At 31.7% G+C, this 7,227-nt stretch carries 6 protein-coding genes; 4 read left to right on the top strand and 2 right to left on the bottom strand.

What is annotated here, in order from left to right:
* Positions 1 to 118 precede the first annotated feature (118 nt).
* On the bottom strand, positions 119 to 1,546 hold the full coding sequence (locus tag C3E90_RS10500) for an aminopeptidase (RefSeq protein ID WP_236915622.1): 1,428 nt from the start codon (positions 1,544 to 1,546) through the stop codon (positions 119 to 121).
* Between the two features lie 251 nt (positions 1,547 to 1,797).
* On the opposite strand from C3E90_RS10500, the gene C3E90_RS10495 reads away from it, so the two are divergent.
* The 4 genes from C3E90_RS10495 to C3E90_RS10480 all read left to right on the top strand — a co-directional run bounded on the left by C3E90_RS10495 (position 1,798) and on the right by C3E90_RS10480 (position 6,445).
* Positions 1,798 to 2,973, top strand: a complete 1,176-nt coding sequence (locus C3E90_RS10495) for a MalY/PatB family protein (protein ID WP_236915621.1) — start codon at positions 1,798 to 1,800, stop codon at positions 2,971 to 2,973.
* Positions 2,974 to 3,017: 44 nt separating this feature from the next.
* Positions 3,018 to 4,076, top strand: coding sequence for a D-cysteine desulfhydrase family protein (locus C3E90_RS10490; protein ID WP_236915620.1), 1,059 nt, complete (start codon positions 3,018 to 3,020; stop codon positions 4,074 to 4,076).
* Between the two features lie 172 nt (positions 4,077 to 4,248).
* Positions 4,249 to 4,548, top strand: a complete 300-nt coding sequence (locus C3E90_RS10485; RefSeq protein ID WP_236915619.1) for a hypothetical protein — start codon at positions 4,249 to 4,251, stop codon at positions 4,546 to 4,548.
* A gap of 229 nt (positions 4,549 to 4,777) precedes the next feature.
* Positions 4,778 to 6,445 (top strand): glycosyl hydrolase family 18 protein, encoded by a 1,668-nt coding sequence (locus C3E90_RS10480; RefSeq protein WP_236915618.1) that lies wholly within the window; start codon positions 4,778 to 4,780, stop codon positions 6,443 to 6,445.
* Here the strand turns inward: C3E90_RS10480 and sfsA are convergent.
* Complete coding sequence (gene sfsA, locus C3E90_RS10475) at positions 6,437 to 7,123, bottom strand: DNA/RNA nuclease SfsA (RefSeq protein ID WP_236915617.1); 687 nt, start codon at positions 7,121 to 7,123, stop codon at positions 6,437 to 6,439. The genes C3E90_RS10480 and sfsA overlap by 9 nt on opposite strands.
* Positions 7,124 to 7,227 lie beyond the last annotated feature (104 nt).

The following is a 7,227-nucleotide window of genomic DNA, read 5'->3' as shown; positions in this document are numbered from 1 at the left end:
TGCCATAAAAAATTCTCCTTTCTGGTTTTGGTCTTATTTAGATTCTTGCCAGAAAAGAGAATTTTATTTCCTAAAAGCACAAATTATTTTACACTACCAATATCCGTCCCCATAGTAATTATGCTTTATAAAAGGCGTTATAGCCTTTGTAGGTCATATATACATCCGCTTTACTGGCTATTTCATAAGGAGCGTGTACGCTTAGTAGAGGTACTCCACAGTCTACTACTTCCATTCCATAGTTTGCAAGGATATAAGCTATGGTTCCTCCACCGCCTTGGTCAACTTTTCCTAGTTCACCCATTTGCCATACTACATTGTTGTCATTAAATATTTTTCTAATCTTACTTAGGTATTCAGAGTTAGCATCATTGCTGCCACCTTTTCCTCTAACACCGGTGTATTTTACTATAGTAATGCCTTTACCTATATAAGGTGAGTTTCTTTTATCTAATACATCAGGATAATTAGGGTCAAAACCAGCTAATGTATCAGCAGATAGTACCCAAGAATTAGCCAATGCTCTTTTAACCTTAAGTTCTGAATAATTTTCTTCTGTAAGGTTAATCAATTCTGAAATAGTGTTTTCAAAGAATTTTGATTCCATACTAGTATTACCTACACTGCCTATTTCCTCTTTATCAACAAATAGTGCAACGGCAGTTCTGTTTGGAACTTCTACATCTAATATGGCTTTAAGGGATGTAAAGACACAAACCCTATCGTCTTGACCATATGCTCCAACCATGCTTCTGTCTATACCAACATCTCTTGATTTTCCTGCAGGCACAATTTCAAATTCTGCAGATGTAAAGTCTTCTTCTTTTATTCCATATTTTTCATTGAGTATATTGAGTACATTTAATTTTACCTTTTCACTTATTTCACTATCATTATAAGGGATACTTCCAATTAATACATTTAAGCCTTCACCGGAAATACCTTCACTCATTTTCTTTTCCATTTGGTCTTTAGCTAGATGAGGCAACAAATCTGTAATAAAGAAAACTGGGTCTTCTTCATCTTCACCTATAATAATATCAATCTTTTCTCCATCTTCTTTTACTACAACTCCATGTAAAGCTAAGGGCAATGTAACCCATTGATATTTCTTTATTCCACCATAATAATGGGTTTTTAACATGGCTAGTTCTGAATCTTCATAGAGAGGGAATTGTTTTAAGTCTAGCCTTGGAGCATCTAGATGAGAACCAATTATATGCATTCCTTTTTCAAGTTTCTCTTTTCCTAATACAAACAATGCAACAGCTTTATTCTTATTATTTACATATATCTTCATCCCTGGAGTAGGTTTAATTCCTTTTTCTATTATTTCATCTAATGATGTATAACCTTTTTCAGTGGCAATTCTTATTATTTCTTTAGCGGATTCCCTTTCTGTTTTTCCTATATTTAAGAAATCTTTGTAGTCTTCATTAATTGCATAAACTTTTTCTACTTCAATACTATCCAACGTTTCCCATACATTTTTCCATTGGTGAGTCAATTCTCTTTGAAGCTTTTTTCCTATTGATTCATTATCCATATCTATCCCTCCTAAAATTGTTTAGTAAATCTAAATATTATGATATATCTGCATATTTTTATTGTCAAGTATGAACTAATCTATATTTCAATGTAGACAAGATCTCCGCAGCTAGCCTACATGTTGAATAATGTCGAATAATATGCTATATTTAAATTATCAGACAAATCAATTAAATCCCCTAGATTATTTAACGATCCACACCAATTTTTTAGATTTACATTAATAAATAAAAGGAGGAAAAATACAATATGAAGTATAATTTTGATGAGGTAGTTGAAAGAAGAAATACTAATTGTATGAAATGGGATGGAGTGGAAGAAAAATTTGGTAATAAAGATGTTATTCCAATGTGGGTAGCGGATATGGATTTTAAATCTCCTAAGCCAGTTATGGATGCTATCATTGAAAGGGCTAAACATGGGATTTTTGGTTATACTAGGAAACCGGATTCATATGATGAGGCAATTATAAACTGGTATAAAAAAAGACATAACTGGTCTATAGATAGAGAATGGCTATCTTTTAGTCCAGGGGTTGTAGCCGGATTAACTATAATAATTAGAGCTTTTACCCATCTAGGAGACCAAGTTATTATTCAAACTCCTGTTTATTATCCTTTCTATGATGTAATCAGAAATAATGGTTGTACCATAGTAGAGAATCCTTTGAAATTTGAAGGTGATAAATATGTTATGGATTATGAAGACCTTGAAGAAAAGGTTAAAGACCCGAGGGTAAAATTACTTATCCTTTGTAGTCCTCATAACCCTGTTGGACGTGTTTGGACTAAAGAAGAATTGACTAAATTAGGTGAAATTTGTATTGAAAACGATGTTATGGTTGTTGCTGATGAGATACACTGTGATTTGATTTATAAAGGGTACAAGCATACTTCTTTTGCTTCAATATCCGATAAATTTGCTCAAAATTCCATTACTACTATTGCTCCAAGTAAGACTTTCAATATTGCTGGCCTTCAAGCTTCTTCAGTGGTTATTCCCAATGAGAAGCTATTAATTCAATATAATGAAATACTTAATAGACACCGTACATACCATATCAATGTTTTTGCTCTAGTGGCTGTAGAGGCAGCTTATAGACATGGGGAAGATTATGTGGATCAACTTATGGAATATTTAGAAAGAAATTTAAACTATCTAATAGATTTTATAGACAAAAATATTCCACAAATAAAGGTTATTAAACCAGAGGGAACTTATTTGATTTGGTTAGATTGTAGGGACTTAGGAATGGATATAAATGAATTAAATGACCTTATGGTTAATAAAGCAGGAGTAGCATTTGATGATGGATATTGGTTTGGGGATATGGGCAACGGATTTATGAGGATGAACATTGCTTGTCCTAGAAAAAATATCGAAAAAGCATTAAATAATATTAAAGAAGCTATAGATAATATATAATAATTGTATTAGAAAATTATTTGTTAAAGAGAGGAGAATATAGGGTGAATACTGTTAACCATGAACAGTTAAAAGAGTTGTTATCCAAACAACCTAGAATAGAATTAGGGTTTTTCCCAACTCCATTGTATTATTTAAAAAATGCTTCTAAGGAATTGGGCATAAATCTCTATTTAAAGAGGGATGATTTAACGGGTCCTAGTGTTTTTGGGGGAAATAAGATTAGGAAACTAGAATACTTAATAGGAGATGCATTGGAAAAAGGTGCAGAATATATTTTCACTTATGGGGCAACTCAGTCTAACCATGCTATGCAGACTGTAACAGCTTGTAGAAAATGTGGATTACACCCCCTATTATACTTAGTAGCAGTAGTTCCTCCTAAAGAGGGAGACTTTAGAAGCAACCTTCTTCTCGACATGATAATGGGTGCAGAAATTCATGTTACGGATTTAGTAGGAGGTATGACTCAAGAAGACGGGAATAAAAAGGCTCAAGAAGAAGCTGATAAAAGGAAAGAACAACTAGTTTCAGATGGGAAAAAATATTATGATATTCCTATTGGAGGTTCCTCAAGAGAGGGAGCATTAGGATTTATCCATGGATTTATGGAGGCTATGCTTCAGGTAGAAGAACAGAATATAGGCAATATAGATTATATTTTCCATGCCAGTGGAAGTGGGGGAACTTTAGCTGGATTGATTGCTGGGATAAAGGCTTTAAATTCCCATTGTGAATTATATTCGGTTTTGGTAAGTCATAAATCTGATGAGTATAAAGATAAGGTTGTCAATTTAGCAAATCAATCTTTAAACCTATTAGGTATTGACCCACTAGTTTCCGTAAAGGATTTAAATCTATTAGGGGACTATGTTGGAGAAGGATATGAAATCCCTACTAAAGCTGCTTCAGAAGCTATTAAGTTTATAGCTAAAGAAGAAGGAATATTATTAGACCCTGTTTATACAGGTAAAGGTATGTCAGGTTTGATAGATTTAGTTAATAAAGGAAAAGTACCAAAGGGTAGCAATGTAATATTTTGGCATACAGGGGGAGGAACAGGGCTATTTGCAGAGAATGAAATAGTAGGGGATATATTCTAATCCTACCCAATAGAAGTAAATTAGCATATAGAATAAAAACACCTTAGGGGATCTCCTCTAAGGTGTTGATTTTTCTAGGATTATTTTCATTTTATTATATGCATAATTATAAATCCACCAAGAATACAATAGAAATAGATATATAATAAATCAATTTAAGGGGGTAAGTTATATGTATAATGAATTAATGTCCGCAGATGCTTTGACTACCTTTGTTGGCTTAGTTGCTGGGACTTCCCTTATTGTTCAGTTTACAAAATCCATTATTAAAAAACAATTTGGAGATGCTTTTGTTAGGTTTTATAGTTTTGTAATTGCACTAATACTCATTTTTATCTTTGGCAATAATGGTCAGGGGCTTCAAGGAATACTACTAAAAATAATTAATGCAATGATAATTACAATTTCTGCCATGGGTGGATATGAAATCTTATCCGACCCTATGGCTAAAAAGATGAAAGTAGATAGATAGTAAAAATAGATCGAGAAATATTTCTCGGTCTATTTATTTCGCTATAATATCATAACAGATTTACTCATAAATGATACCTAATTAATAAGAATCAACTCCAAGACACTATTTTATACTATATTATTATGTTATAATTATTTCATCTAATGGCAAATAAATGGAGATAGTGTAAAGTAACCTATGAAAAAATAAAATAAAAAAATTAAGCTAAAAAATAGGGAGGAATTAGATGAAAAAAGGAATTATTATTACTTTATTGATATTGATAATAATTGGTTCTTCAGCTTATTTCTTAAATAAAAGCAGAGAGAATGAGGACGTTATATCCATTTCCGATGATATATATTTGGTTATTGGAGACAAGCTATTTATTGAAGATAATCCAGTAATTTTAGAGGAAGATAATATCTATATTTCCTTTGATATTTTGAAAGAAAATATAGATTCTAATTTGTTTTATGATATAGAAGAGGAAATGGTAATTTTTACTGACAAAGAAAGGGTATCTAGATTTAAAGTAGAGGAGAAAAAAGGGACTACAAATCATAAGGAGTTTTTTATCAATTATCCAATTAAAAGAATAGAAGATAAGATCTATATTCCAGACGAAATCCTAAACCTTCTTTATGACTTGGATATGGATTATTTTGAAGATACCAATGCTGTTATTATGGACAAGCCTAATTCTAAATATGTCCAAGGGGAAGTAATTATGGAAGGTGGAGATATTAGGGTTAATTTTGATAAAAAATCTCCTATGGTTTTAAAAGACCTTCCTGTAGGTACAGTAGTGGCAGTTTTCGAAGAATATGAAAATTGGTATAAGGTAAGTACTATTGATGGTATTATTGGCTATATGGAAAAGAAATATCTAAAAATAAATCTTGCTAGGGATATCTATAAAGTTGAAGATGAACCTGTGGAAAAGGAGATTAAAAATAAGGATAGGATAAGTTTAACCTGGGACTATACCCATGGGAAAATGGTATCTGCTGAGGGAATAGAACCCATCTATGGGATAAATGTAGTCTCTCCTACTTGGTTTTCCATTACTGATGAAAAGGGTAATATATTTGATAAGGGTAATTATGAATACGTTAGTAAATATAAATCTTTAGGCTATGAAATATGGCCTTTATTAGACAATAGTTTTGACCCAGATATTACCTATGAACTATTAGCAAGTAGCAAATCCAGAGAAAAGTTGATTGAAAAGATATTTAATATATATAAAGATTATAATGTAGATGGCCTCAATTTAGATTTTGAAAATGTTTATTTAAAGGACAAGGATTTATTGACCCAGTTTGTTAGGGAATTATACCCAGTTTTTAAAGAGAGGGGTATGATTGTTTCTATGGATATTTCTCCTATTTCGACATCAGAAAATTGGTCTTTAAGTTTTGACAGAAGAAGATTGTCTGAAACTATAGATTATCTAATATTAATGGCCTATGACCAACATTGGGCAACTAGTCCTGTGGCGGGTTCTGTAGCTCAATATACTTGGGTGGAAAAGGGTATCCAAGGAGTACTAGAAGAGGTACCTAATGAAAAATTGGTATTGGCTGTACCCTTTTATACTAGGTTATGGAAATTAGAGGAAATAGATGGGGAGGCAAAAATATCTTCTCAAGCTTTATCTATGGAAATAGCAAATCAATTTATTGAGGAAAATCAAATAGAATTGGAATGGGATGAGGAAAGTGGCCAATATTTTGGGGAAACCACTAAAGAGGGAATAGTCTATAAGATATGGTTAGAAGATGCTAATTCCATTGAACTAAAATCATCTTTAGTAAACAAATATAATCTAGCAGGAATAGCATCTTGGAGAAAAGGTTTTGAAACGGAAGAGATATGGCCAGTTATATCCAATATGATTAAACTAAATTAGCACTTGAACTTTTTCATTCAAATTTATTTCATCTTTGGTAATAATGGAGTTATAGGCCAATATTTGGACTCCTTCTTCCTTAGCCTGTAAAAGAGCATTGGCAAATTTACTGTCCATCTTTTCATTGGCTTTAAAATATTTTATTCCTGGCATTTGAATTAGAAAAAACATATAGGATTTATATCCTTCTTTTAAGGAATCTATTATTCCATTTATATGTTTGGTGCCTCTTTCAGTAGGTGCATCAGGGAATAAGGAAAGGCCATCTGTTTCCAAAGTAACCCCTTTTACTTCTATAAAACCTTTTTCTTCTCCCTTTTCATAGTATAAATCAAACCTGGAATCTCCATAGGTTACTTCTTTTTTCAGTAGATTAACATCCATTAATTCATCAATTCTGTTGGAATTGATGGCAGAATAAACTACATTATTGGGAACCTGGGAATCGATATTTATGAGTAAATCATCTTTATAGGCTGATATCAATGAATATTTAGTTTTTCGATTAGGGTTATTGGATTTTTCTAAATATACCTTAGTTCCCTCCCTTAGTATTTCTTTACATCTACCGGTGTTTTTTACATGAACCTTTTCCAATTGTCCATCTATTATTACATTGGCTATGAAACGATTTGGTCTATTTACGAATATGGCTTCTTCTATATTTTTATACTTCAATATAATACCTCCTGATCCTTTTAATCTATGAAAAAAGCATTCATAAGTATATATATCCAAATATATTATTTATAATATTATTATAGAGGAATTTTTGTTTTTAT

Origin of the sequence: Clostridium sp. Cult2 (assembly GCF_021655075.1) — a bacterium.
Lineage (GTDB): Bacteria > Bacillota > Clostridia > Tissierellales > Tepidimicrobiaceae > Schnuerera.
This window is presented reverse-complemented; position numbering and strand designations above follow the sequence as displayed.